This window comes from Stenotrophomonas sp. 116085_Sma (assembly GCF_056479585.1).
In genome coordinates, this window is sequence record NZ_CM151057.1 from 3,961,424 (window position 1) to 3,984,292 (window position 22,869).

Sequence of the window (22,869 nt, forward strand, 5' to 3'; positions counted from 1 at the left end):
CGATGCGATCAATCGTCGTTCTTGGACATGTCTTCGTCGGCGACCACTTCGGCGGCAGCCCACTCCAGCGCTTCGCGCTCGGCGCGCTCACGCTCGGCCTTCTCGACTTCGTCGATCAGCGCGTTGTCGATCTTGCGGGCGGCGATTTCGCGCAGCGCCAGCACGGTCGGCTTGTCCTCGGTCTCGCTGTTGTCCAGCGTGGCCTGCACGCCGTTGGCGAGCTGGCGGGCACGCTTGGACGCCATCATGACCAGTTCGAAACGGTTGTTAACGACTTCCAGGCAATCTTCTACGGTGATGCGGGCCATACGGGCTCCCGGCGACCGGTCGGCCGCTCAGTCGAATGAGGGAAAGGGGACGGAGTGTACTGGCAGGGGCTGGACAAAATCAAGCCAACCCCCACCCGATTCTTTTGGAATCAGTCAGTTGCGCCCGGATCCGGGGTCAACAGGGCCTGGATCAGGCCGGCATGGCGGACCTTCTGGGCCTCCCGGCGCAGGCGGCTGGCGGTGAAGATGGCGCACAGCTCGTCCACCGCGGTGTCGAACACCTCGTTGACGATGACGTAGTCGAACTCGTTGAAGTGCAGCATTTCATCCCGGGCCGCGCCCAGGCGCTGGGCGATGACCGCCTCGCTGTCCTGGCCGCGCTTGCGCATGCGGTCCTGCAGCGCCTGCCTGGACGGCGGCAGGATGAACACGGTGACCGTGCCCGGCACCAGCTGGCGCACCTGCTGGGCGCCCTGCCAGTCGATCTCCAGCAGCACGTCCTGGCCGGCGGCCAGCTGCGGCTCCACCGACTGCCGGGCGGTGCCCTTCCAGTCACCGTGCACCCAGGCATGCTCGAAGAAGTCGCCGGCGGCGATCATTTCCTCGAACTTTTCCGCAGAGACGAAATGGTAGTGCTGGCCGTTCACTTCACCCGGACGCATCGCGCGCGAGGTGAAGGAGATCGACAGGGCGATCTGCGGATCACGCGCCAGGGTGGCGTTGACGATGCTGCTCTTGCCGGCGCCTGAAGGGGCGGCAACGATGTACAGCGTGCCGCGCGCAACGGCGTCCGACGGCTTCGACGGGGCGCTCATGCGGCGGATCCAACGGGTTGATTTCGCAAAATTTTTCCTCGGTGTTCCAGATCCGACGCGGAGGATCGCGCCAGGATGGCGGGGGCTGCGCGGAACATCCTGGAACCAGGCCCGGCAGACGCTTCCCCGGGGTGCGGGCACGCAACTTTACCAGAGCGGCCCCTTTTCGCGCCCGTCCGGCCGGTACCGGCCCTAGTGCCACATGGGCATCCGGGGGCCTGTGCTATAACCGGCGCGTACCTACCGACAGCCGGGTGGTCTGCGTGCCGCCCCGCCATCCAAGGAGAACGGCATGCCCTCGATGAGTCGCCGCCAGTTCCTGAAGGTCACCGGGACAACCCTGGTGGGCTCCAGCCTGGCTTTGATGGGCTTCGCGCCCGGCATCGCGCTCGCGGAGGTCCGGCAATACAAGCTGACCCGCGCGACCGAGACCCGCAACACCTGCACGTACTGCTCGGTGGCCTGCGGCATCCTGATGTACAGCCTCGGCGATGGCGCCAAGAACGCCGAGCCGAGCATCTTCCATATCGAGGGCGACCCGGACCATCCGGTCAACCGCGGCACGCTGTGCCCGAAGGGGGCCGGCCTGGCCGACATCATCCACAGCAAGTCGCGCCTGCTCTACCCCGAGTACCGCGCGCCGGGCTCGAACGAGTGGAAGCGGCTGAGCTGGGACGATGCGCTGGACCGCATCGCGCGGCTGATGAAGGAAGACCGCGACGCCAACTTCGTGCAGAAGAACGAAGCCGGGCAGACGGTCAACCGCTGGCTGACCACCGGCATGCTGGCCGCCTCGGCCACCAGCAATGAAACGGCGGTGCTGACCCACAAGGTCGTGCGCTCCCTGGGCATGCTGGCATTCGACAACCAGGCACGTGTCTGACACGGCCCGACGGTGGCAGGTCTTGCCCCGACGCTAGGCCGTGGTGCGATGACGAATCACTGGGTCGACATCAAGAATGCCGACCTGATCCTGATCATGGGTGGCAATGCCGCCGAGGCCCATCCGTGCGGGTTCAAGTGGGTGACCGAGGCCAAGGCACACAACAAGGCACGCCTGATCGTGGTCGACCCGCGCTTCAACCGCTCGGCCGCGGTGGCCGACGTGTACGCGCCGATCCGCACCGGCACCGACATCGTGTTCCTGGGCGGCCTGATCAACTACCTGTTGACCGAGGACCGCATCCAGCACGAGTACGTGCTGAACTACACCGACATGTCGTTCCTGGTGAAGGACGAATTCGCCTTCAAGGACGGCCTGTACTCGGGCTACAACGCCGAGAAGCGCAGCTACGACCGTTCCAGCTGGGACTACGTGTACGGCGATGATGGCTTCGTGCGCAGCGACCCGACGCTGAAGGACCCGCGCTGCGTCTACACCCTGCTCAAGCAGCACTATGCGCGCTACACCGTGGAGATGGTCGAGCGCATCTGCGGTACGCCGGCCGACAGCATCCGCCAGATCTGGGACATGATCGCGTCCACCGCCGGCAAGGACAAGGCGATGACCATCCTGTACGCGCTGGGCTGGACGCAGCACTCCATCGGTGCGCAGAACGTGCGTGCCGGCACCATGGTGCAGTTGCTGCTGGGCAACATCGGCGTGGCCGGTGGCGGCATGAACGCACTGCGCGGGCATTCCAACATCCAGGGCCTGACCGACATCGGCCTGATGTCCGACCTGTTGCCCGGCTACCTGACCCTGCCGAAACAGGACGAGCAGGACTACGACGCCTACATCGCCAAGCGCACGCAGAAACCGCTGCGCGCCAACCAGATGTCGTTCTGGCAGAACTACCCCAAGTTCCACGTCAGCCTGATGAAGTCGTGGTGGGGCGACGCCGCCACCGCCGACAACAACTGGTGCTTCGACTACCTGCCCAAGCTCGACAAGCCGTACGACATGCTGCAGGCGTACGAGCTGATGAACGAAGGCAAGATCCACGGCTACATCTGCCAGGGCTTCAACCCACTGGCCTCGGCGCCGAACAAGGGCAAGTTGATCAGCGCGTTCTCCAAGCTGAAGTTCATGGTCAGCATGGATCCGCTGGAAACCGAGACCATCGCGTTCTGGCAGAACCACGGCGCGCTGAACGATGTCGACCCCAGTGCGATCCAGACCGAGGTGTTCCGCCTGCCGACCACCTCGTTCGCCGAGGAGAACGGCGCGGTGGTGAATTCCTCGCGCTGGCTGCAATGGCACTGGAAGGGGGCCAATCCGCCGGGCGAAGCGCGCAGCGACATCGAGATCATGTCCGAGCTGTTCCATCGCATCAAGGCGATGTACGAGAAGGACGGCGGCGCCTGGTGGGAGCCGGTGCGCGACCTGGCCTGGAAGTATTCCAACCCCGAGGCACCGACGCCGGAAGAGCTGGCGATGGAATACAACGGCAAGGCGCTGGTGGACGTGTTCGATCCGAAGGACCCGACCAAGCTGGTGCGCAAGGCCGGCGAGCAGCTGGCCGCGTTCGGCGACCTGCGCGACGACGGCAGCACGTCCTCCGGCTGCTGGATCTACATCGGTGCCTGGGGCCCGACCGGCAACATGATGGCGCGGCGTGACAACAGCGACCCGACCGGCATCGGCAATACCCTGGGCTGGGCCTGGGCGTGGCCGGCCAACCGTCGCGTGATGTACAACCGCGCTTCGTGCGACGTGGCCGGCCAGCCGTTCGATCCGCGGCGCACCCTGCTGGCCTGGAACGGCAAGAACTGGGGCAGCGTGGACGTACCGGACTTCAAGGCCGACGAAGACCCGGCCGGGGGCATGGGCCCGTTCATCATGAACCCCGAAGGCATCGCCCGCTTCTTCGCCAAGGCCGGCATGGCCGAAGGCCCATTCCCGGAGCACTACGAACCGTTCGATACGCCCCTGCGCAGCAACCCGCTCAGCCCCGGCCAGGCTCAGACGCTGAACAACCCGGCCGCCCGCGTGTTCGCCAGCGACCGTGCGCAGATCGGTTCGCCGGACGAATTCCCGCATGTGGCCACCACCTACCGCCTGACCGAGCATTTCCACTTCTGGACCAAGCACGGCAAGCTCAACGCCATCATCCAGCCCGAGCAGTTCGTCGAGATCGGCGCCGCGCTGGCCGATGAGCTGGGCATCAACAACGGCAGCCGCGTGCGCGTGAGTTCCAAGCGCGGCCACATCGAAGCCGTGGCGATGGTGACCAAGCGCATCAAGGCCCTGCAGATCGATGGAAAGACCGTGCACCAGGTGGGTATTCCGATCCACTGGGGTTTCCTCGGTGCAGCCAAGCCCGGCTACATCGCCAATACGCTGACCAACGCCATCGGTGACGGCAACTCGCAGACGCCCGAATCGAAGTGCATCCTGGTCAAGGTCGAGAAGGTGTAGGAGACACGCCATGTCACTGCAATCGCTGGACATCATCCGCCGCTCGGCCACCACCACGCCCTCGCCACAGGCGCGCAGCGCCCACACCGGCCAGGTCGCCAAGCTGATCGACGTGAGCAAGTGCATCGGCTGCAAGGCCTGCCAGGTCGCATGCATGGAGTGGAACGACCTGCGCGACGAAGTCGGCAGCTGCGTCGGCAGCTACGACAACCCACCGGACCTGAGTGACCAGTCGTGGACGGTGATGAAGTTCCGCGAATACGAGGACGAGAAGGGCAAGCTGGAGTGGCTGATCCGCAAGGAGGGCTGCATGCACTGCAGCGACCCGGGCTGCCTGAAGGCCTGCCCATCGCCCGGCGCGATCATCCAGTACGCCAACGGCATCGTCGATTTCCAGGAAGAGAACTGCATCGGCTGCGGTTACTGCGTGACCGGCTGCCCGTTCGACGTGCCGCGCATTTCCAAGAAGGACCACAAGGCCTACAAGTGCACGCTGTGTTCGGACCGGGTGGCCGTGGGCCAGGAACCGGCCTGCGTGAAGACCTGCCCGACCGGCGCGATCACCTTCGGCAGCAAGCAGGCGATGACCGAACATGCCGCCGGCCGCGTCGAAGACCTGAAATCACGCGGCTACGAGAACGCCGGCCTGTACGATCCGCAGGGCGTCGGCGGCACCCACGTGATGTACGTGCTGCAGCACGTGGACAAGCCCGAGCTGTACGCCGACCTGCCCAAGGACCCGCGGATCAGCCCGATGGTGGAGGTCTGGAAGGGCGTGGCCAAGCCCTTGGGCGTACTGGCGATCGCCGCCACTGCCTTCGCCGGCTTCCTGCATTACATCGGCATCGGCCGCAACACGGTCAATGACGAGGAAGAAGAGGAAGCCGAGCACGAGGCGAAGAAGATCGAAGAGGAGCAGCGGCCATGAAGTACGCACCGCACCCGCGACAGATCATCCGCTACCGCGCGCCGACCCGCATCAACCACTGGATCGTGGCGATCTGCTTCGTACTGACGGCCTTGTCCGGGCTGGCATTGTTCCACCCTGCCCTGTTTCCGCTGACCCAGCTGTTCGGCGGCGGACCGTGGACGCGCATCCTGCATCCGTTCATCGGCCTGGCGATGGTGGTGGGCTTTGCGCTGCTGGCGTTCCGCATGTGGCGCGACAACCTGCCGAGCGCCGACGATGGCAAGTGGATGCGCGGCATGCGCGATGTACTGCGCAACGAAGACGAGCGGCTGCCACCGGTGGGCCGCTTCAATGCCGGCCAGAAACTGCTGTTCTGGGCCATCATCGGTTGCCTGTCGGCGCTGTTGCTGACCGGCTTCGTGATCTGGCGGCAGTACTTCAGTCATTTCTTCCCGATCGGGGTGATCCGGTTCTCGGTGCTTGCCCATGCGCTGTTCGGCTGGGTGCTGATCTGCGCGATCGTGGTGCACATCTATGCGGCGATCTGGATCAAGGGGTCGGTGCGGGCGATGACGCAGGGCAAGGTGACCTACGGGTGGGCGTACAAGCACCACCGGCAGTGGTTCCGGGACATCCTGCGCGGGCGGCGGGAACAGGGCTAGCGGCAGGGCCTGCGGCCCTGCACCCGCTTCAGGCCAATGCAACAGCAACAGCGGCTATCCGTAGGACGGCGGGGTGGGTCCGGTTGCGGGGGACGCCGTAAACCCATCCATGGGGGTTTGGCCGCGGCATCCATGCCGCGGACACCCCCGCAACCGGACCCACCCCGCCTTCGACAGTTTCCTGCGATCTGTCGGGACGGCTTTCTGCGCTGCTTTTGGTGGGTGTCGACCTTGGTCGACACGATGAACACGGCAACAACCGAGGGGGTCAGATCCGTTTTCCTCTGGAAAACGGATCTGACCCCGACCTTTCAAATGGCCGGCGTCACGCTGGACGCCAGCGCTGACAACGGCGAGGATGGAGGCTGGTTCTTCCGGCTGGCCCTGCATGGCGCAACGCATCCTTGAACCCGGTGAGATCGAGACGCTGGCCTCGCGCGATGTTCCGCGCATCATCCTGCCCGATGCGGCATCGCTGTTCGCCGAACGCGCGGCGCGGCTGCGCAGCCTGGCTGTGCACAGCGCCATCGGTGGCTACCTGCAGCTGCTGGCGGCGCTGGCCGATGCGCAGCAGGCACTGCTGGATGAGTTGACGCCGCAGCAACGCGAGGAGGTTCAGGCACAGGCGCGTGCACAGCAGTCGACTGCGGCCGCCAGTGCCGGGATGCCGTTACGCCCGGCCAATACCCTGCAGCTCGATGGCTGCTGGCGCAACTGGCTGCGCACGCTGTGCCAGCACTGTGCCGACGAAGCCGGGCTTCCGGTGGAAACCCGGCAGGAGCTGCAGCGCGTCGCCGCTGCCGACGATGCCTGGCTGGATGCGCAGGCCCATGCCGTGCTGGAGCGTGATGACGCGCCATCGGTGGACGCGGTTGCAGCACTGCTGGTGATGAACGCACTGCAGGTCTACTGGGCAGTGCTCGCGGCCAGCTTCCGGCCCACCGACCTCAAGCCACTGGCGGATGCGCCGGGGCTGTGCCCGCTGTGCGGCACGCTGCCGGTGGCCAGCGTGGTGCAGGCGCGCCCGCCCTACGCCTCCTATCGTTACCTGTCATGCTCGCTGTGCGCCTGCCAGTGGCATTACGTGCGCGTGCAGTGCAGCCAGTGTGGTGCCGCCGGCAAGGACATCGCGTATCGCGCCTTGGCCGAGGTGGACGGCGACAGCGGCGAGGCGGTGCGCGAGAGTGCGGTGCGTGCCGAGACGTGCGACCACTGCCACAGTTATCGCAAGATCCTGTATCTGGAGAAAGACCCGTCACTGGAGCCGGTGGCTGATGATCTCGGCACGCTGGCGCTGGATCTGCTGCTGGCCGAGGATGGCTATGCGCGTGCCAGCCAGAATCCGCTGCTGTGGCAATCCGACAGCGACTGACCGATGGCTGCCATGTCCCCCACCCCGGCATCGGTTGCCGCCCTGCCCTCGCTGGACCGGTTGCTGCGCCTGCCAGCACTGGCGGCATTGATCGAACGCCGCGGCCGCAGCCGCATCACCCAGCTGCTGCGTTCGCACCTGCAGGGGCTGCGCGACCGTATCGGCGCCGGCCAGCTGTCGACCGCGCAGCTGCAGGAAGCCATCGACGGCCCTGCGCTGGCCGCGGCACTCGATGCTGAACTGGCCAGCGATGCACGCCTGGACCTGCAGCCGATGTTCAACCTGACCGGCACCGTGCTGCACACCAACCTCGGGCGCGCCCTGTTGCCCGAGGCCGCGGTGAAGGCGGTGACCCGTGCGATGACCGCACCGATCGATCTGGAATTCGACATCTCCCGTGGCCGTCGCGGCGACCGCGATACGCGGGTGCAGGCACTGGTCTGCGAGCTGACCGGCGCCGAAGCCGCCACCGTGGTCAACAACAATGCAGCTGCGGTCCTGCTGCTGCTCAACAGCCTGGCCAACCGCCGCGAGGTGATCGTCTCACGCGGCGAGCTGGTGGAGATCGGCGGCGCTTTCCGCATCCCGGATGTGATGCGCAGCGCGGGCGCGCGGCTGCTGGAAGTGGGCACCACCAATCGCACACACCCGACCGACTTCACCAACGCCATCGGCGCGCGCACAGCGCTGCTGATGGAGGTGCATGCCAGCAACTACGCAATCACCGGTTTTACTGCCAAAGTTGATACTGCGACGATGGCGGGCATCGCGCACGAACATGGCTTGCCGTTGGTCGTGGACCTGGGCAGTGGCAGCCTGTGCGATCTGGCGGCCTTCGGGCTGCCGCACGAGCCCACCGTGCAGGAAGCGCTGGCCGCTGGCGCCGATCTGGTTTCGTTCAGTGGCGACAAGCTGCTGGGTGGTCCCCAGGCCGGCATCATCGCCGGCCGCGCTGACCTGATTGCGCGGATCAACCGCAACCCGCTCAAGCGGGCACTGCGCATGGACAAGATGGGCCTGGCCGCACTGGAAGCGGTGCTGGCCCTGTACCGCGAACCGGAGCTGCTGGCGCAGCGGCTACCGACGCTGCGCATGCTGTCGCGCACGCAGGAGCATATCGAAGCGCAGGCCCAGCGCCTGCTGCAGCCGATGCGTGCCTCGCTGGCGGCGCACTACACCCTCGAGCCTGCTTCGATGCACAGCCAGATCGGCAGCGGCGCGCAGCCACAGGCGCAGCTGGCCAGCGCCGGACTGCGCATTGCCAGCGCACGCCGTGGCGGACTGGATCGCCTGGCCAAGCGCTTGCGTCAGCTACCACGCCCGGTGCTGGGCCGCATTGCCGATGACGCGTTGTGGCTGGACCTGCGCTGCCTGGAACCCGGGGACGAAGCGGCCTTCCTCGCCCAATGGAGCGCGCTGCAGGCATGATCGTCGGCACCGCCGGGCATATCGACCATGGCAAAACAAGCCTGGTACGCGCACTGACCGGCATCGAAACCGATCGCCTGCAGGAAGAGCGCACGCGCGGCATATCGATCGAACTGGGCTACGCCTATGTCCCGGTGGAAAGCCGGGACGTCGAAGGCTCGGCCGCGACGCTGGGCTTCGTCGACGTGCCGGGCCATGAGCGCTTCGTGCACACGATGGTGGCCGGCGCCACGGGCATCGATGTCGCCCTGCTGGTGATCGCTGCCGACGACGGCGTGATGCCACAGACCCGCGAGCATCTGGCCATCCTGCAACTGCTGGGCGTGGAACGCGGTGCGGTGGCCCTCACCAAGATCGACCGCGTGGATGCGGCGCGCATCGCCCGGGTCGAGATCGAGATCGCTGCCCTGCTGGCCGGCACGCCGCTGCAGGATGCCCCAGTGTTCGCGTGCAACAGCACCGTACCCGACGATGCCGGCATAAACGCGCTGCGTGCCCGCCTGCATGCCTGGGCCGCAGCCGATGCCGGCGCGCGGCAAGCCAGGCTGCGCGGCGAGCTGTTCCGCATGCCGGTGGACCGTGTTTTCTCGCTGGCCGGCCACGGCACGCTGGTAACCGGCGCAGTGCACGGCGGCATCGCCGCGGTGGGTGAGCATCTGCAGCTGATGCCGGCCGCCACTGACGTGCGCATACGCAGCATCCACGCGCAGAACCAGGCCAGCGACCACGCGATGGCCGGGCAACGCTGCGCGTTGAACCTGGCCGCAATCGCCCGCGACGACATCCACCGCGGCGACTGGATCGCCGACCCGCGCGCACTGCTGGCCACCACCCGCGTTGATGTGCGCCTGCGGCTCTCCGCGCTGGCACCGCCGCTGCGCGACTGGGCGCCGCTGCATATCCACTGGGGCACGATGCACCGGCAGGCCCATGCAGTGCTGCTGGAAGATCGTGACCACGGCAATGGACAGCTCGTGCAGCTGGTGTTCGACGCGCCGGTATGCGCGATGTGCGGCGATCGCTTCATTGCCCGCGATTCGGCGGCAACCCGTACGCTGGGCGGCGGTGTGGTACTCGATCCGGATCCGCCACAACGGCGGCGGCGCAGCCCTGCACGCCTGGCGTGGCTGGTGGCGCTGGAACAGCTGGCCACCAGCGCAGATGTTGGCCCGCTGCTTCAGCAGGCGCCCTCCGGAATTCCATTGGCCGCGCTGCAGCGCTACTGCCGGCGCGCCGCCGACCGGATCGATCTTCCTGCAGGCGCGCAGCGCATCGCCACCCGCGACGCCACTGTGGTCATCCTCGCTGCGCACTGGCAGGTGCTGCGCGAACAGGTAATCGCCTCACTGCGTGGCTGGCATGAACGACGCCCTGACGAACCCGGTGTCGACAGCGGGCGCCTGCAGCGCAGCACCCTGCCTGCGCTGGCAACGAGCCTGTGGAACGCGCTGCTCCAGGACCTGCTGGACGACGGCAGCGTGCAGCGCGTGGGCGCCTGGTGGCGCCTGCCCGGCCATGACCACGCGCCACCGGAACGCGAGCGCCTGCTGCTCGAACGCGTGCTGCCGCAGCTGCATGACGGCGGTTTCGATCCGCCATGGGTGCGCACCCTGGCCGCCGGCTTCGGTCTGGTCGAAGACGAGGTCCGCGCCGCCCTGCGCCGCGCCGCAGCGCGCGGTGAACTGTTCCAGGTAGTACCGGACCTGTTCTATGCGCCGGCCCGCATTGCCGAGCTGGCCGCGATCGTCGCGCAGCTGTCGCAGGCCACCGGCACGGTGGATGCGGCCGCTTTCCGCGATGCCATCGGCCTGGGCCGCAAGCGCAGCATCCAGATCTTGGAGTTCTTCAATCGCGTTGGCTACACTCGACGCGTCGGTGACCAGCATCGGCCACGCGGCGATCTGCAATGGAACGCAGCCCGCGACTGAGTCGACCGGTACCGCGGTACTTTCGGAAGGCATGCGCATCCGGGCATGCGGCTGGGCTTCAAACCCAGTAGGGGGCGTCGATCGTTCCCTGGTAGGTTCGACTCCTGCTGCCTTCCGCCATTCGTGTTTCCGCAGGAGATGTCGGCATGGCCACGCACGCGCAGTCCCCCGCTCCTTCAACGGCCGATGCCCCGCAACGCCTGACCTCGCTGGCGCACGGCGGCGGCTGCGGCTGCAAGATCGCGCCGGGCGTACTGACGGAACTGCTGCGCGGCGCTCCAGCGCTTCCGGCACCAGCTGAACTGCTGGTCGGCCGCGAGACCAGCGACGATGCGGCGGTATACCGCCTTGATGACCACCAGGCGATCGTCGCCACCACCGATTTCTTCATGCCGATTGTCGACGACCCGTTCGACTTCGGCCGCATCGCCGCCACCAATGCGTTGTCGGACCTGTACGCGATGGGCGCACGGCCATTGTTCGCACTGGCCATCGTCGGCATGCCGATCAACACCCTGCCGCAGGACACCATCCGCAGCATCCTGCAGGGCGGCGAACGCGCCTGCGCCGATGCCGGCATCGTGGTGGCTGGTGGCCACAGCATCGATTCGGTGGAACCCATCTATGGCCTGGCCGCGATCGGCATGCTCGATCCACAGCGGCTCAAGCGCAATGCCGATGCCCGCGCCGGCGACGTGCTGGTGCTGGGCAAGCCGTTGGGCGTGGGCGTGTATTCGTCAGCACTGAAAAAAGAAGTGCTGGATGCCGACGGCTACCAGCAGATGCTCGAGTCGACCACCCGACTTAACACCGTGGGCGTCCCGCTGGCCGCACTGGACGGCGTGCACGCGATGACCGACGTGACCGGTTTCGGCCTGCTCGGCCACCTGCTGGAAGTGTGCCGCGCCAGTGGTGTCGCTGCCGAGGTGGACAGTGCCCAGGTGCCGCTGCTGCCTCAGGCCCTGCAACTTCTGCAGCACGGCTGCGTGACCGGCGCGTCCCACCGCAACTGGGCCTCGTATGGCGCCGACGTGCGCTTCGCCGACGGGTTGCCAGCACACTGGCAGCCACTGCTGACCGACCCGCAGACCAGCGGCGGCCTGCTGGTGTCCTGTGCCCCGGAAGCAGTGGATGCGGTGCTGGCCTGTTTCCACGACGCAGGGTTTGGCCAGGCAGGCGTGATCGGCCGCTTGAGCGCTGGAACACCAGGCGTCAGCGTGCGCTGATGCGCGGGAACGACAAGGGCGCCCGCAGGCGCCCTTGTTGTTTCGCTGGGTGCAACATCACTCGATGTTCTGCACCTGTTCGCGGATCTGGTCGATCAGCACCTTCAGCTCCACCGCCGCATTGGACGTGCGGCTGTCCACCGACTTCGAACCCAGCGTATTGGCTTCGCGGTTGAACTCCTGCAGCAGGAAGTCCAGGCGACGGCCGACCGGCTCGCGCTGCTTGAGCACGCGGCGGATCTCGACGATGTGGCTGCCGAGGCGATCCAGTTCTTCATCCACGTCCAGCTTCTGCAGCCACAGCACCAGCTCCTGCTCGGCGCGGCCGGGGTCGACCGGGTGCGGCAGGTCAGCCAGGCGTGCGGCCAGCTTGGCGCGCTGGCCGTCGCGAATGGCCGGAATCAGGGTGCGCACTTCCGTTGCGATGCGTTCGATGCCGTCCACGCGCTCGCTGATGGCTGCCGAGAGCTTTCCACCTTCTCGCTCGCGGGCCTCGACGAAGCCGTCCAGCACCTGGTCCAGCAGGGCCAGCGCCTCTGCCTGCAGGGCGGCGGCATCGGCGGCCTCGCCACGGGTCACGCCCGGCAGCTGCAGCAGCTCGGTGAAGCTGACCTGCAGGTTGGGGAAATCCGAGGTCAGCCGGTGCGCCAGGCGTCCCAGCTGGCCCAGCAGGGCTTCATCCACCTGCAGGTTGGCCGCCGCTTCCGGCGCACGCAGGCGCATCACCAGATCCAGCTTGCCGCGGCTCAGGCGCGCGGCAACGCGCTCGCGCAGCTGCGGTTCCAGCGCCCGCAGTTCCTCGGGCAGGCGGGTGCCGACCTCCAGGAAGCGGTGGTTGACCGAGCGCAGCTCGCAGCCCAGCGTGCCCCACGGGGTGACCCGCTCGCCGCCGGCGTAGGCGGTCATGCTTCGACTCATGGATTGTGTCCGGTGCGTGCAAAGGGGGAATGGTACCCTAGCGACCTCACCAGAGCCCCCTTGCCCGCCCCGTGAAGGCCGCGGGCGTGGCGGCGTACTCCCTCGCCATTACGGAACCCGCACCATGTCCGATTCCCGCCCCAGCGGCCGCCAGCCCGACCAGCTCCGCCCGGTCGTCATCCAACGCGGCTTCACCCGCCACGCCGAAGGTTCGGTGCTGGTGTGCTTCGGTGAAACCCGTGTGCTGTGCACCGCCAGCGTCGAGAACCGCGTGCCGGGCTTCCTGCGCGGCAAGGGCGAGGGCTGGGTCACCGCCGAGTACGGCATGCTGCCGCGCGCCACCCACACCCGCAGCGACCGTGAAGCGGCCCGTGGCAAGCAGGGGGGCCGCACGCTGGAGATCCAGCGCCTGATCGGCCGCAGCCTGCGCGCCTGCGTCGACCGCAACGCGCTGGGCGAACGCACCATCACCCTGGACTGCGACGTGCTGCAGGCCGACGGTGGCACCCGCACCGCCGCCATCACCGGTGCCTACGTGGCCCTGGTCGATGCGGTGAACGTGCTGATGAAGCGCGGCGACATCAAGCGCAACCCGATCCTGGGCGCGGTGGCCGCCGTGTCGGTGGGCGTGTACCGCGGCACCCCGGTGCTGGACCTGGACTACGCCGAAGACAGCGACTGCGACACCGACATGAACGTGGTGATGAACGACGGTGGCGGCTTCATCGAGCTGCAGGGCACCGCCGAAGGCCATGCCTTCCGCCGCGACGAACTGGACGCGCTGCTGGGCCTGGCCGAAAAGGGCGTGGCCGAACTGCTGGCCGCACAGCAGGCGGCGCTGTCGGCATGAACCGGCGCCTTGCCCTGACCACCCTGGTGGTGGCCGATTACGACGAAGCCATCGCCTGGTACACCGGCAAGCTCGGCTTCACGCTGCTGGAAGACATCGACCAGGGCCACAAGCGTTGGGTGGTGGTCGGCCCGACCGACGGCAGCGCCGCCGCCCTGCTGCTGGCGCGTGCCAGCGACGAGGAACAGCGCAGCCGCATCGGCAACCAGACCGGTGGCCGGGTAGCCTTCTTCCTCAACACCGACGACTTCCACCGCGACCACGCGGCGATGCTGGCCGCCGGCGTCGAGTTCCTGGAAGCGCCGCGCGAAGAACCCTATGCAACGGTTGCGGTGTTCCGCGATCTGTATGGCAACACCTGGGACCTGCTGGAGCCCCGTCAATGAACAAACTGGTACTGGCCAGCCACAACGCCGGCAAGCTGGTGGAGATGCAGGAGATCCTTGCCGACCTCCCGCTGCAGATCACCTCGGCCGCCGAACTCGGCCTGGGTGACGTGGAAGAAACCGGCCTGACCTTCGTCGAAAACGCGCTGCTGAAGGCGCGCGCGGCCTGCGAAGCAACCGGCCTGCCGGCGCTGGCCGATGATTCGGGCCTGATCGTCGATGCCCTCGGCGGCGCGCCGGGCCTGTACAGCGCGCGCTATGCCGGCCACCCGACCAACGCGGCGGCCAACAATGCCAAGCTGCTGGACGCGATGGCCGATATTCCCGATGGCCAGCGCAGCGCCCGCTTCTATGCGGTGATCGTGCTGCTGCGCCACGCCACCGACCCGCAGCCGCTGATCTGCGAAGGCCGCTGGGAGGGCCAGATCATCCGCGAGCTGCGCGGCACGAATGGTTTCGGCTACAACCCGGTGTTCCTGGACACCACCCACGGCCTGACCGCCGCGGAAATGGAGCCGGCGCTGAAGAACGCCATCAGCCACCGCGCCCTCGCCCTGCAGCAGCTCAAACAGCAGCTGGCGACGCTGTACTGACGCCCCACCTGATCGAACCAGGGAAGCCGGCCAGCGGCCGGCACTACCGAAGAAGCCCATGCCGCACGCCCACGACCACTGCAACCACCTGCCCGGCGAAGCCTGCTCCGCTGACCACGACAGCCCACTGCGGCTGGTGCCGCCGCCGCTCTCGCTGTACGTGCACCTGCCGTGGTGCGTGCGCAAATGCCCGTACTGCGATTTCAATTCGCACCAGGCCAAGGGCGAGCTGCCGTTCGATGCCTACATCGATGCACTGCTGCGTGACCTGGACCAGGATCTGCCGCTGGTCTGGGGCCGGGTGGTGCACAGCGTGTTCTTTGGCGGCGGTACACCCAGCCTGTTCCCACCGGAAGCGATCGACCGCTTCCTGCAGCAGGCCAGCGCGCGCCTGCGTTTCGCGCCCAATGCCGAGATCACCCTGGAGACCAACCCGGGCACCGCCGAGCACGGCCGTTTCGACCGCTATCGCGCGGCCGGCGTGAACCGCCTCAGCTTCGGCATCCAGAGTTTCGACGACGCGATGCTCAAGCGCCTGGGCCGCATCCACGACAGTGGCGAAGCCGAGCGCGCGGTGAAGATGGCGCAGGACGCGGGCTACGACAACTTCAACATCGACCTGATGTACGCGCTGCCGGAACAGACCCTGGCCGGTGCCGAGGCCGACCTGGAGCGCGCCTTCGCGCTGCAGCCGGCGCACATCTCGCATTACCAGCTCACCCTCGAGCCGAACACGGTGTTCTTCGCACGGCCGCCGCAGGGCATTCCCGATGAAGACAACGCCTGGGACATGCAGGAGCACTGCCAGGCACTACTCGCGCAGGCCGGTTTCGGCCAGTACGAAGTCAGCGCCTATGCGCGACCCGGCCGGCAGAGCGCGCACAACCTGAACTACTGGCGCTTCGGCGATTACCTGGGCATCGGTGCCGGTGCGCACGGCAAGATCAGTTCAGGCGCCGAAGAACACGTGCTGCGCCGCTGGAAGCTGAAGCACCCGCAGGCCTACCTGGACAGCGCGGGTACCCCGGCCTCGCTCGGTGGCGACGATGTGATCGCGCCGGAGCGCCTACCGTTCGAGTACATGCTGAACCTGCTGCGCCTGCACGAAGGTTTCAGCCTGCGCGATTTCGAATCGCGTACCGGTCTGCCGCGCAGCGTGCTGGACGCACCACTGGCCGAGGCCGTCCAGCGCGGCTGGCTGCAGGTGGCCGATGGCCATGTACACCCGACCGAACTCGGCCGCCGCTTCACCAACGATGTGGTGAGCCTGTTCCTGGAGGACTGATCCTCGCGTGACAGAGGCAGCGCCGACCGCTGGCCGGCAATCCGGTGCAGATCGAGCTGCCGGCCAGCGACCGGCACTACCGCACATCAGGGCCACGCCCGGCGGATGCGGTTCACGTTCAGCCTAAAGTAGCGCCGACGTCGGCCGACACGGTAGATTCACCAGATCGATCCGCGGGAATCCGGGTACCGCTCGCAGATGTCAGCTGTCTTTTCCCCAACCCCTGCCGACAAAGCCCGCCTGGCCGCAGCCGACCTGCCGCCGCGGGTGCGCGAACTGCTGGGCGCGTTGATCGGCCTCTGCCGGCAGACCCTGGCCGCGCCTCTGATCCTGACCGTTGAAGCGCTGGAACAAGCGCTGCTGCACGACGCGGATCGCGCGCGCAATCCCACGCAGCAGGCGGACCTGATGGCCCAGCGCGGCCAGCTGCATGCCTTCGCCGGCCATTTCCCCGATCGCATGCTCGACGCAGTCGCCGAATCCCTGGCGCGCCTGCGTGACCCTGCGGCGGCGGCGACGGCGCTTTCCACGCCACCACCGCTGCCCGGCATGCTGGGCCTGTCCCTGGTCGCCGAACACGATGTCGACCGCGATCTGCTGCTGACCGAGATGGTGCGGCGTGAAACCCTGCGTTCAACCAACTCGCTGAACCTGCTGGGCCAGCGGTTGGGCGTACTCGCCGCTGCGCCGGCATTCGAGACCGACGCCCTGCCCCTTGCACCGCAGGCCTTGTGTGCAATGGTGCGCAGGCTGGCCGAACAGGACGGCCTCAGCACCGAAGTGCAGCTGGCGCTGTACCGCAGCTTCGAACGCCAGGTACTGGAGCGCCTGGGCGATGTACTCGACCGCGCCAATGCCCTGCTGTCCCAGCAGGGCGTCCTGCCCGGGCTGGTCTACACCCCTTACCTCGCACGTTCGGCGAGCACCCGGCGCATCATCACCCAGTCGGTGGGTGGTGGCCGCGCGACACAGCCCGCCAAACGTACCGCAGCGCCGCTGACCGGCTGGAACGGGCCGGCCCCCTCCGGCTCGTGGTCGAACCTGCTGCAGGATGCGGTCAGCGACAGTGGTAGCGCCGGCTCGGTCATCCCCGGGCTGACCACCTCCGCCGGCAGCGCCTTGCACGAACTGCTGCAGCAGGCCCGGCAGGCCAGCGCAGCGCCCGCGCAGAGCGTCGCCGTGCCCAGCGCCGCCGTAGATGCCGTACTCGCGCGATTGCAGGCCCAGTCCAGTGCCGCCACCGGCGTTGCCGATCTGCAGGCGGCCGTTGTCGCCCAGCTCCGCAGCGAACATGGCGCACAGGCGCAGCTCGGCAGCCATGACCGTGACAACCTCGACCTGCTGCGCCTGCTGATGCAGCAGGTGCAGCAGCAGCAACGCCCAGACCCGGTGCCGGCGGCCCTGCTGGCACGCCTGCAGGTGCCACTGGCGCGCGCCGCCATGGCTGACCCCGGCTTCTTCGTGCGTGACGAGCATCCCGCCCGCGAACTGCTCAACCAGGTCGCCGAAGCCGGCGCCAGCTGGCTGGGCGATGATGATGTCGATCCACAGCTGCTGCAGCGCATGGCGCAGAGCGTGCAGGGCCTGCTGGGCCAGGACGTCCGTACCCCGGAAGCCTTCGCCACCGCCAACGAGGACGTGCAGCAGCACCAGCGTGCGGCGGTTCACCGCGCCGAGCTGGCCGAGCGCCGCCACGTCGAAGCCGCGCGCGGCAAGGAACGCCTGGAACTGGCCCGGCGCCAGGCCAATGCACAGATCGACCAGTGCTGTGATGCGCAGGCACCGCCGCGCTTCGTGCAGACGCTGCTGCGCCAGGCCTGGGCCGATGCCCTCACCCTGACCCGCCTGCGCCACGGCGATGATTCACCGCAATGGCAGGAGCGCCTGCAACAGACCCAGCGCATTGCAGCGGTGACCGCGCAGGCCGTGGATGCCCCCGGTGGCACCGATGCCGCGCTGGCCGCCGATGTGGAAGCCGCGCTGGTGCAGGTGGGCTACCACGCCGAGGAAGCCGCTGCGGTCGCGCGCAGGCTGGCCACGCCCGGCGGCGAGGATGACAGCACCTCGCGTACCGAGCTCAGTGCGCGCCTGAAGGCGCGCGCACGGCTGGGAGAACAGGCCGGGCCCACCACCACCGCACCGTCCAGCCCGCGCAACGCCGCCGAGGAAGCCGCTTACCAGCAGCTGTCCGCGCTGCCGTTCGGCAGCTGGTTCGACATCGACAATGGCGATGGCACGCTGCGCCGCCAGCGCCTGTCCTGGTACAGCCTGCTGACCGGCCATGCCCTGTTCGTCAATCCGCGCGGACAGAAGATCGCCGATACCGACCTGGATACGTTGGCCCGGCAGATCAGCGCGGGCCGCGCGCAGCTGGTCACCGAAGACAAGGGGCGGCTGGTTGATCGCGCGTGGCAGGCCAGCCTCGACGCACTGCGTGCACTGGCCGACGGCCACGCCGGGGAGACATCCGCATGAACACCCAACCGCCCCAGGACACCCGTCGCGCGCCTCGCCGCCAGGTCTCGGACCTGGTACCGGTCACCGACCAGATGCGCGACTGCGTGGTCGGTCGCCTTGGCAACGTGTCCGAAACCGGCATGCTGATGCTGGCCAGTACGCCATTGCGCGAGGACGCGCTGTACCAGCTGCGTTTCCCGTTGCCGATGGGCGACGGCCGCCAGGAGGCCATCGACGTGGGCGTGCACCTGCTGTGGAGCGAGCCTGCGCACGCCCCTGGGCAGAGCTGGACCGGCTTCCGCTTCCTTACCCTGTCGCGCGAACATCGGCAGCTGCTGCGGCAGTGGGTAGGCGAGGACAGCGACGAGGGACCGGTTTCGACGGCCTGAGTGCCGGTTCCGGCACAGCGGTTTTCTGCGGTATGCGGCAGAATCTAGGGCCGTTTTCCGTGTCGAGCCACCGCAATGATCCAGCAAGACCCCGGCGCCCTGTATTCCGACCATCTGGCCGTGCTGTGCCGACGCGCCGAACAGGCGCTGGCCCGCGGCGGCTTCGACCACCTGGTGGTGCCCAGCGGCACCCTGCACTACCAGGTGTTCGACGACCGCGACTATCCGTACGCGGTAAATCCCCAGTTCAAGGCGTGGCTGCCGCTCACCCGCGTGCCCAACAGCTGGATCGTGTTCACCCCGGGCAAGCGCCCGGCGGTGATCTTCCACCAGCCCTTCGACTACTGGCACGTGGTGCCGGACGCGCCCAGCGGCTGGTGGGTGGAGCACTTCGACATCCACATCATCCGCAAGCCCGAAGAGGCGCTGGCCCTGCTGCCGGCCGATCCGGCGCGCTGCGCGATCCTGGGCGAGCCGCAGAGCGCGCTGGGTGCCTTCGTGCCGAACAACCCGGCGCCGGTGGTGAATTACCTGGAATGGCACCGCGGCAGCAAGACGTCGTATGAGATCGCGCTGATGCGCCAGGCGCAGGTGCTGGGCGTGCGCGGCCACCGTGCCGCCGAAGCCGCGTTCCGCAATGGCGCCGACGAATTCAGCATCCACATGGCCTATTGCCAGGCCGTCGGCCAGGATGCCAATGAACTGCCCTACGGCAACATCGTGGCCCTGAACGAGCACGCTGCGGTGCTGCACTACACCGAGCTGGGCCGCAAGGCACCGCAGCCGCTGCGCAGCTTCCTGATCGACGCCGGCGCCAGCGCGCACGGCTATGCCAGTGACATCACCCGCACGTACGCTGCGCACGGCCACGACGAATTCGCCGCGATGATCGCCGCCGTCGACGCCGCCCAGCAGCAGATGTGCGCAGCAGTACGCCCGGGCTTCGACTACAAGCAGCTGCATGTGGATGCACATCTTTCGCTGATGGGCGTGCTGAAGGACTTCGGCGTGATCAAGGTCTCGCCGCAGACTGCGCTGGAAACCGGCGTCAGTGCCGCGTTCTTCCCGCACGGCATCGGTCACCTGATCGGCCTGCAGGTGCATGACGTGGCCGGCTTCGCCGCCAGCGACGAAGGTGGCCGCATCGAGCGCCCGGCCGGTCATCCCTACCTGCGCCTGACCCGCGTGCTGGAGCCGGGCATGGTGGTGACCATCGAACCGGGCCTGTACTTCATCGACATGCTGTTGAACGAAGTGAAGGACGCTGGCCATGGCGATGCGATCAACTGGGACCGCGTGGACTTCTTCCGCCCGTATGGCGGCATCCGCATCGAAGACGAAGTGCTGTGCACCGAGGGCGAGGCGGACAACCTGACGCGGCCGGAGTTTGCGGCGGCCAACGGCTGAGCCCCTCGTGGTTGGGCGCTGAATTCAAAATGCCGTGCTTGGCGGGGCGGGTGAGCCATGCAGGGGACGCTGCAAGTACCCCTCCGGGGCCCGGCCCAGCCGCTGGCGGCTGTGCGTTCGGTCGCTTGCGAAGCAGTGCTTCGCAAGCAAAGCGCCCTCACCCCTGTAAGCTCGATGGCGCCATCCATGGCGCCAACGCCCCTGCATGGCCTACCCGCCCCACCTTTGACAGTTTCCTGCCGCGTCCAACCACGGAAAAGAAAAAATAAAAGCAGAAGCGGGTCGCTCGCTGCGCTCGCTCTGTGTCGACCAAGGTCGACACCCACCAACAGCCGCGCGAACCAACAACCGCAATTGCCAGTAGATCCACGCCATGCGTGGATGATTCATTCGATGTCTGACAGATGTGCCGACCAACGGTCGGCCCCCACCAACAGCGGCGTGAACCTGTCGAAGGCGGGGTACTGTGGGTTTGCGGGGTGTGAGCGGCATGGATGCCGCGACCAAGCCCCCATGGACGGGTTTACGGCGTCCCCGCAAACCCACAGTGCCCCGCCATCCCACGGAATGCCCGCTGTTGCTGTTGCTTCGGATGTTGCCCTGGCTTGAAGCAGGTGCAGGGCTGCAAGCCCTGCCGATAACCCCTTACCCCGCCATCACCGCTTCGATCTCGTCGGCGCTGCGCGCCAGGCCTTCGGTCAGCACACGATGTCCGTCATCGGTAATCAGCACGTCGTCCTCGGTACGGATGCCGATGCCACGCCAGCGCGGCTCCACCGTCGTGTCGTCCACGCCGATGTACAGCCCCGGCTCGATGGTGAACGCCATGCCCGGCTCCAGCAGGCGCGAGTCGCCCGCCAGGCGGTAATCGCCCACGTCGTGCACATCCATACCGATCCAGTGGCCGGTCTTGTGCCGGTAGAAGCGCTGGTACAGGCCTTCGGACAGGTTCTTTTCCAGCGTGCCCTTCAGCAGGCCCAGCCGCAGCAGGCCCTCGGTCAGGGTCTGCACTGCGGCGAGGTGGCCGGCCTCGTACGGCACGCCCGGTTTGGCCTGCGCCAGCGCCGCGGCCTGCGCCTCGCCCACCAGATCGTGCAGCGCGCGCTGCTCGGCACTGAAGCGGCCATTCACCGGGAAGGTGCGGGTGATGTCGCTGGCATAGCCGCGGTATTCGGCACCGGCGTCGATCAACACCAGCTCGCCATCGCGCGAACGCGCGTTGTTGTCGCGGTAATGCAGGATGCAGCCGTTGCGGCCGGCACCGACGATGCTGCAGTACGCCGGCACGGCATCGTTGGCGCGGAACACGCGCTCCAGCTCGGCCTGCAGTTCGTATTCGTGGATACCCGCCCTGGCCGCCCGCATCGCCGCCAGGTGCGCACGCACGCTGATCTGCGCGGCATGATGCATCAGCGCCGCCTCCGCGCCGGACTTGAACAGGCGCTGCTCGTGCAGCAGGTGGCCCAGTTCGAGGAACTCATGCGGCGGCTGCGCGCCGTGGCGCACCTGCGAACGCACGCGGTTGACCCAGCCGATCAGTTTCAGGTCGAAGTCGGCATCGCGGCCGAAGTGGTAGTAGACGCGCGAGCGCCCTTCCAGCAGGCCCGGCAGGATGTCGTCCAGATCGTCGATCGGGTAGGCATCGTCCATGCCGTAGTGCGCCACCGCCCCTTCCTGCCCGGCACGGCTGCCGTCCCATGCCTCGCGCTCGGCATCGCGCTCGCGGCAGAACAGGATGGCCTCGCCGTGGCGACGGCCCGGGATCAGCACCAGCACCGCTTCCGGCTCCGGGAAACCACTCAGGTACTGGAAGTCCGAATCCTGGCGGAACGGGTAATGGGTATCGAGGCTGCGCACCTTTTCGGCCGCGGCCGGCAGCACCAGGATCGCGTCTTCGCCGGCCATGTCCATCAGCTGGCGGCGGCGACGCTTGTACTCGCCGGCCGCGATGCCGGTGCGCTGCTTGATATCCATCAGTTCAGGCGCTGCCGATGGCGCGAGGCCAGCACCACGTCGCCGTGCAGCAGCAGCACCGCCACGCGGATGAATTCCTCGATCTCCGACAGGGCTTCGTCATCATCATCGCCACCGGCCTCGAAATCCTCACTGGAGGCACGGGCCAGGCTGGCCATGTCGGTCAGCGCTTCTTCGCCTTCCTCGGACAGGGTCGGGCGGCGGCCGCCGCTGCCCAGGCCGAAGCCGCCCAGGAACGAGCGGGTCCAGCTGAACATGGCATCGGCCTGCGCGGACACGTCGTCGGTGTCGGTCAACAACAGTTCGAAGGCGAAGTCGCGGTCTTCCAGCTGCTTGATGGTGGCCTGCAGCAGCTGCCCCAGCACGCTGCCGGCGGCCACCGGCGGCAGGTTGTCGTCGGCCAGCACGCGCGCCGGCCAGTCGTTGCCGGGGGCGCCGCCGGCGGCCAGCCAGCCGCACAGCGCGCCGTGCAGTTCGGCAGCGGTGGCGCCCAGGCCCAGTTCCTGGCTGGCGCGGGTAACGTCGTCGACGGAGGGAAGTTCGGTCATCGTGCGGCTCGTTCGGATAAGGAAACCCGGGACGCGCACGCGCGCGCCCGTGAGACCCGGTAGTGTAGCAACCCGACGGCATCCTCTCCGC

At 67.6% G+C, this 22,869-nt stretch carries 20 protein-coding genes and 1 tRNA gene; 16 read left to right on the forward strand and 5 right to left on the reverse strand.

The genetic code is table 11. The annotated features are described in order from the left end of the window. Positions 1-8: 8 nt before the first annotated feature. Positions 9-308, reverse strand: coding sequence for a DNA-directed RNA polymerase subunit omega (rpoZ, locus tag ACZK0Z_RS18375; protein ID WP_005410877.1), 300 nt, complete (start codon positions 306-308; stop codon positions 9-11). Positions 309-418: 110 nt separating this feature from the next. Then, entirely contained in the window at positions 419-1,084 is a 666-nt protein-coding gene (gene gmk, locus ACZK0Z_RS18380; RefSeq protein ID WP_057499642.1) for a guanylate kinase, read from the reverse strand. Positions 1,085-1,376: 292 nt separating this feature from the next. Between gmk and fdnG the strand changes: the two genes are divergently transcribed. The 9 genes from fdnG to selD all read left to right on the forward strand — a co-directional run bounded on the left by fdnG (position 1,377) and on the right by selD (position 11,971). Beyond that, positions 1,377-4,445: a formate dehydrogenase-N subunit alpha gene (gene fdnG / locus ACZK0Z_RS18385; protein WP_197633720.1), complete on the forward strand. Its 3,069-nt coding sequence runs from the start codon at positions 1,377-1,379 to the stop codon at positions 4,443-4,445. 10 nt (positions 4,446-4,455) lie between these two features. Then, the gene (gene fdxH / locus ACZK0Z_RS18390; RefSeq protein WP_197633721.1) at positions 4,456-5,373 is read left to right on the forward strand and encodes a formate dehydrogenase subunit beta; all 918 of its coding nucleotides are present in this window, start codon (positions 4,456-4,458) and stop codon (positions 5,371-5,373) included. Continuing rightward, the gene (locus tag ACZK0Z_RS18395) at positions 5,370-6,017 is read left to right on the forward strand and encodes a formate dehydrogenase subunit gamma (RefSeq protein WP_049432600.1); all 648 of its coding nucleotides are present in this window, start codon (positions 5,370-5,372) and stop codon (positions 6,015-6,017) included. Before fdxH ends, ACZK0Z_RS18395 begins: the two co-directional genes overlap by 4 nt. 222 nt (positions 6,018-6,239) lie before the next feature. Continuing rightward, positions 6,240-6,425 carry a hypothetical protein gene (locus ACZK0Z_RS18400; RefSeq protein ID WP_336339810.1) on the forward strand — a complete coding sequence of 62 codons (186 nt, stop codon included), beginning with the start codon at positions 6,240-6,242 and terminating at the stop codon, positions 6,423-6,425. Then, complete coding sequence (gene fdhE, locus ACZK0Z_RS18405) at positions 6,406-7,389, forward strand: formate dehydrogenase accessory protein FdhE (protein ID WP_197632766.1); 984 nt, start codon at positions 6,406-6,408, stop codon at positions 7,387-7,389. Before ACZK0Z_RS18400 ends, fdhE begins: the two co-directional genes overlap by 20 nt. Before the next feature lie 3 nt (positions 7,390-7,392). Continuing rightward, positions 7,393-8,817: an L-seryl-tRNA(Sec) selenium transferase gene (gene selA / locus ACZK0Z_RS18410; RefSeq protein ID WP_197632765.1), complete on the forward strand. Its 1,425-nt coding sequence runs from the start codon at positions 7,393-7,395 to the stop codon at positions 8,815-8,817. After that, positions 8,814-10,745 carry a selenocysteine-specific translation elongation factor gene (gene selB, locus ACZK0Z_RS18415; RefSeq protein WP_197632764.1) on the forward strand — a complete coding sequence of 644 codons (1,932 nt, stop codon included), beginning with the start codon at positions 8,814-8,816 and terminating at the stop codon, positions 10,743-10,745. The genes selA and selB overlap by 4 nt, the downstream gene beginning before the upstream one ends. 24 nt (positions 10,746-10,769) lie before the next feature. Then, positions 10,770-10,865: transfer RNA gene (locus tag ACZK0Z_RS18420), tRNA-Sec, on the forward strand. 26 nt (positions 10,866-10,891) lie between these two features. Then, a complete protein-coding gene (selD, locus tag ACZK0Z_RS18425; protein WP_197632763.1) occupies positions 10,892-11,971 on the forward strand; it encodes a selenide, water dikinase SelD in 1,080 nt (359 codons plus the stop codon). A gap of 57 nt (positions 11,972-12,028) precedes the next feature. Here the strand turns inward: selD and ACZK0Z_RS18430 are convergent, their stop codons facing one another. Next, complete coding sequence (locus ACZK0Z_RS18430) at positions 12,029-12,889, reverse strand: YicC/YloC family endoribonuclease (RefSeq protein ID WP_197632762.1); 861 nt, start codon at positions 12,887-12,889, stop codon at positions 12,029-12,031. Positions 12,890-13,013: 124 nt separating this feature from the next. Between ACZK0Z_RS18430 and rph the strand changes: the two genes are divergently transcribed. From rph to pepQ, 7 genes are all read left to right on the forward strand, one after another. Next, on the forward strand, positions 13,014-13,739 hold the full coding sequence (rph, locus tag ACZK0Z_RS18435) for a ribonuclease PH (protein ID WP_049426699.1): 726 nt from the start codon (positions 13,014-13,016) through the stop codon (positions 13,737-13,739). Continuing rightward, a complete protein-coding gene (locus ACZK0Z_RS18440) occupies positions 13,736-14,125 on the forward strand; it encodes a VOC family protein (RefSeq protein WP_049426698.1) in 390 nt (129 codons plus the stop codon). The genes rph and ACZK0Z_RS18440 overlap by 4 nt, the downstream gene beginning before the upstream one ends. Next, positions 14,122-14,718, forward strand: coding sequence for an RdgB/HAM1 family non-canonical purine NTP pyrophosphatase (gene rdgB, locus ACZK0Z_RS18445; RefSeq protein ID WP_197632761.1), 597 nt, complete (start codon positions 14,122-14,124; stop codon positions 14,716-14,718). The genes ACZK0Z_RS18440 and rdgB overlap by 4 nt, the downstream gene beginning before the upstream one ends. 58 nt (positions 14,719-14,776) lie before the next feature. Further along, positions 14,777-16,003, forward strand: a complete 1,227-nt coding sequence (gene hemW, locus ACZK0Z_RS18450) for a radical SAM family heme chaperone HemW (protein ID WP_336339809.1) — start codon at positions 14,777-14,779, stop codon at positions 16,001-16,003. 198 nt (positions 16,004-16,201) lie between these two features. Next, positions 16,202-18,478, forward strand: coding sequence for a DUF1631 family protein (locus tag ACZK0Z_RS18455; RefSeq protein WP_197632760.1), 2,277 nt, complete (start codon positions 16,202-16,204; stop codon positions 18,476-18,478). Then, entirely contained in the window at positions 18,475-18,849 is a 375-nt protein-coding gene (locus tag ACZK0Z_RS18460; protein ID WP_049426705.1) for a PilZ domain-containing protein, read from the forward strand. The genes ACZK0Z_RS18455 and ACZK0Z_RS18460 overlap by 4 nt, the downstream gene beginning before the upstream one ends. 75 nt (positions 18,850-18,924) lie before the next feature. After that, the gene (gene pepQ / locus ACZK0Z_RS18465) at positions 18,925-20,256 is read left to right on the forward strand and encodes a Xaa-Pro dipeptidase (protein WP_197632759.1); all 1,332 of its coding nucleotides are present in this window, start codon (positions 18,925-18,927) and stop codon (positions 20,254-20,256) included. Between the two features lie 645 nt (positions 20,257-20,901). On the opposite strand, the gene ACZK0Z_RS18470 is transcribed toward pepQ, so the two are convergent. Further along, positions 20,902-22,224, reverse strand: a complete 1,323-nt coding sequence (locus ACZK0Z_RS18470; protein ID WP_197632768.1) for an aminopeptidase P N-terminal domain-containing protein — start codon at positions 22,222-22,224, stop codon at positions 20,902-20,904. Positions 22,225-22,229: 5 nt separating this feature from the next. Then, entirely contained in the window at positions 22,230-22,778 is a 549-nt protein-coding gene (locus tag ACZK0Z_RS18475) for a UPF0149 family protein (protein WP_197632758.1), read from the reverse strand. Positions 22,779-22,869 lie beyond the last annotated feature (91 nt).

What these genes read in the sequence shown, in the direction of transcription:
- rpoZ (WP_005410877.1), bottom strand. Translation starts at nt 308, where the DNA reads ATGGCCCGCATCACCGTAGAAGATTGCCTGGAAGTCGTTAACAACCGT.
- gmk (WP_057499642.1), bottom strand. Translation starts at nt 1,084, where the DNA reads ATGAGCGCCCCGTCGAAGCCGTCGGACGCCGTTGCGCGCGGCACGCTG.
- fdxH (WP_197633721.1), top strand. Translation starts at nt 4,456, where the DNA reads ATGTCACTGCAATCGCTGGACATCATCCGCCGCTCGGCCACCACCACG.
- ACZK0Z_RS18395 (WP_049432600.1), top strand. Translation starts at nt 5,370, where the DNA reads ATGAAGTACGCACCGCACCCGCGACAGATCATCCGCTACCGCGCGCCG.
- fdhE (WP_197632766.1), top strand. Translation starts at nt 6,406, where the DNA reads ATGGCGCAACGCATCCTTGAACCCGGTGAGATCGAGACGCTGGCCTCG.
- selA (WP_197632765.1), top strand. Translation starts at nt 7,393, where the DNA reads ATGGCTGCCATGTCCCCCACCCCGGCATCGGTTGCCGCCCTGCCCTCG.
- selB (WP_197632764.1), top strand. Translation starts at nt 8,814, where the DNA reads ATGATCGTCGGCACCGCCGGGCATATCGACCATGGCAAAACAAGCCTG.
- selD (WP_197632763.1), top strand. Translation starts at nt 10,892, where the DNA reads ATGGCCACGCACGCGCAGTCCCCCGCTCCTTCAACGGCCGATGCCCCG.
- ACZK0Z_RS18430 (WP_197632762.1), bottom strand. Translation starts at nt 12,889, where the DNA reads ATGAGTCGAAGCATGACCGCCTACGCCGGCGGCGAGCGGGTCACCCCG.
- rph (WP_049426699.1), top strand. Translation starts at nt 13,014, where the DNA reads ATGTCCGATTCCCGCCCCAGCGGCCGCCAGCCCGACCAGCTCCGCCCG.
- ACZK0Z_RS18440 (WP_049426698.1), top strand. Translation starts at nt 13,736, where the DNA reads ATGAACCGGCGCCTTGCCCTGACCACCCTGGTGGTGGCCGATTACGAC.
- rdgB (WP_197632761.1), top strand. Translation starts at nt 14,122, where the DNA reads ATGAACAAACTGGTACTGGCCAGCCACAACGCCGGCAAGCTGGTGGAG.
- hemW (WP_336339809.1), top strand. Translation starts at nt 14,777, where the DNA reads ATGCCGCACGCCCACGACCACTGCAACCACCTGCCCGGCGAAGCCTGC.
- ACZK0Z_RS18455 (WP_197632760.1), top strand. Translation starts at nt 16,202, where the DNA reads ATGTCAGCTGTCTTTTCCCCAACCCCTGCCGACAAAGCCCGCCTGGCC.
- ACZK0Z_RS18460 (WP_049426705.1), top strand. Translation starts at nt 18,475, where the DNA reads ATGAACACCCAACCGCCCCAGGACACCCGTCGCGCGCCTCGCCGCCAG.
- pepQ (WP_197632759.1), top strand. Translation starts at nt 18,925, where the DNA reads ATGATCCAGCAAGACCCCGGCGCCCTGTATTCCGACCATCTGGCCGTG.
- ACZK0Z_RS18475 (WP_197632758.1), bottom strand. Translation starts at nt 22,778, where the DNA reads ATGACCGAACTTCCCTCCGTCGACGACGTTACCCGCGCCAGCCAGGAA.